Here is a 1,727-nt window from a genome sequence, read left to right as displayed (position 1 = left end):
GCCCCGCGGCCGCGCGCCCGGCCGCGGATCAGGCGGTGCCCGCGCCGTCCACGGCGAGGACGGCGCCCGAGACGAAGGCGGCGGCGTCGCTGGCGAGGAACGCCACGGTGCTCGCGATGTCGCGCGGGGTGCCGATGCGGCCGAGCGGCCGGTCGGCGGCGTCGGCGTAGAACGACTCCACCGGCTCGCCGAGCTGCCTCGCCTCGTCCGCGAGCATCCCGGTGGCGGTGTCGCCCGGGCACACGCAGTTGACGCGGATCTTCTGCGGACCGTGGTCGATCGCCATCGCGCGGGTCATGTTGACGACCGCCCCCTTCGACGCACAGTACGATACGGCCTGCGCGCCGCCCTGGATGCCCCATCCGGAACCGGTGTTGACGATGCTCCCGCCGCCCGCCTCGGCCATCAGCGGGACGGCGTAGCGGCTCATCAGCATGATCGACTTGATGTTCACCGCCATCACCAGGTCCCAGTCGTCCTCGGTGATCTCGCACACGGTCGAGCGGCGGATGATCCCGGCGTTGTTGAACAGCACGTCCACGCCGCCGAACGCCTCCCTGGCCAGGCCGATCGTCCGCTCGCAGTCGGCGGCCCGGGAGACGTCGCAGCGGGAGAAGACGGCGTTCGGGATGGCCTTGGCGGCCTCCTCCCCCGCGTCGGCGTTCAGGTCGGCGAGGACGACGGACGCGCCCAGCTCGGCGAGCAGTTCGGCGGTGGCGCGGCCGATTCCGGACGCGGCGCCGGTCACGACGGCGCGCTTGCCGGTCAGGTCGATCATGTTCAGGCTCCTTGCACGGGGTAGCGGGCGGTGCGGCCGCGGCCGGTGATCACGGTGCGGTAGCCGGCCAGGGCGCGGTCCAGGTCGGGGTCTCCGGTGTCGAGCAGCAGGGGACGGCCGCCGAGGGCGGCGAGCTTGGCCTCGGTCGCGACCGCCAGCAGCCGGTCCGGGCCGACGGCGCGCAGCACCTCCGGCGCGATCTGCTGGTTGCCCCGGCCGAGCAGGAAGCCCTGCCCGCCGATCGGGGTGACCGCGATCCAGGTGCCGTCCGGGTCGGCCTCGACGAGGCGGGTGAGTTCGGCGGCGTTGACGTCGGCGGCGGCGAACCGTCCGCCCTCCAGCACGTTGACGCCCATGACGGGGACGTCCACGCCGAGCGCGGCGGCGATCGCGCGGGTCGTCCCGCCTGGGCCGAGGACGAGCCGGCCGCCGCCGACGCGCCCGGCCAGCTCGGCGGCGATCCCGCCGACCGCGTACGGGTCGGCGGCCGAGCTGCCGACCTTGCGCTGCTGCACGCGGACGGGCGCGTCGGGGACGAGCAGGTGGCCGTACAGCCGGGCCGAGACCCGGCCGGACCGGACGGCCTCCTCGTCCAGGTCCATCACCTCGGCCTCGGTGAAGGCGCGGGACACCGCGGCGCGGGCGGCGACCTCCCCGGCGGCGCGCGGCCCCACGCCGAACACCGCCGAGTGCATCTTCACACCGGTCGGGACGCCGAGGACGGGCACGGACGTGCCGACCGCGTCCAGCACGTCCCGGGCCGTCCCGTCGCCGCCCGCGAACAGCAGCAGGTCCACCTCGGGGGCGAGGGCGCGGGCGGCGGCGACCGTGTCGGCCGCCGAGGTGTCCCCGCCGGACGGGACGTACCGGACGTCCGGGTCGAGCCCGGCCGCGCGGGCCGCGTCCTCGCCCATCGGCCCGGCGGCGGTCAGCACGGCCGGCGCGCCGA

Annotated in this window: 2 protein-coding genes; both read right to left on the bottom strand. The window is 76.0% G+C overall.

Annotated elements, in window-relative coordinates; translation table 11 throughout:
* Window positions 1-28: 28 nt before the first annotated feature.
* Window positions 29-778 carry an SDR family NAD(P)-dependent oxidoreductase gene (locus DZF91_RS24260; protein ID WP_117359602.1) on the bottom strand — a complete coding sequence of 250 codons (750 nt, stop codon included), beginning with the start codon at window positions 776-778 and terminating at the stop codon, window positions 29-31.
* Between the two features lie 2 nt (window positions 779-780).
* Window positions 781-1,727 (bottom strand): ATP-NAD kinase family protein (locus tag DZF91_RS24255; protein ID WP_117359601.1); only part of this gene is annotated, 947 nt, incomplete at its 5' end.

The sequence above is a fragment of the Actinomadura logoneensis genome (assembly GCF_003428695.1).
GTDB classification, from domain to species: Bacteria; Actinomycetota; Actinomycetes; order Streptosporangiales; family Streptosporangiaceae; genus Spirillospora; species Spirillospora logoneensis.
Note: the sequence above shows the minus strand (reverse complement) of the source record. Positions and strands in the feature narration are given on the sequence as shown.

What these genes read in the sequence shown, in the direction of transcription:
- DZF91_RS24260 (WP_117359602.1), bottom strand. Translation starts at nt 778, where the DNA reads ATGATCGACCTGACCGGCAAGCGCGCCGTCGTGACCGGCGCCGCGTCC.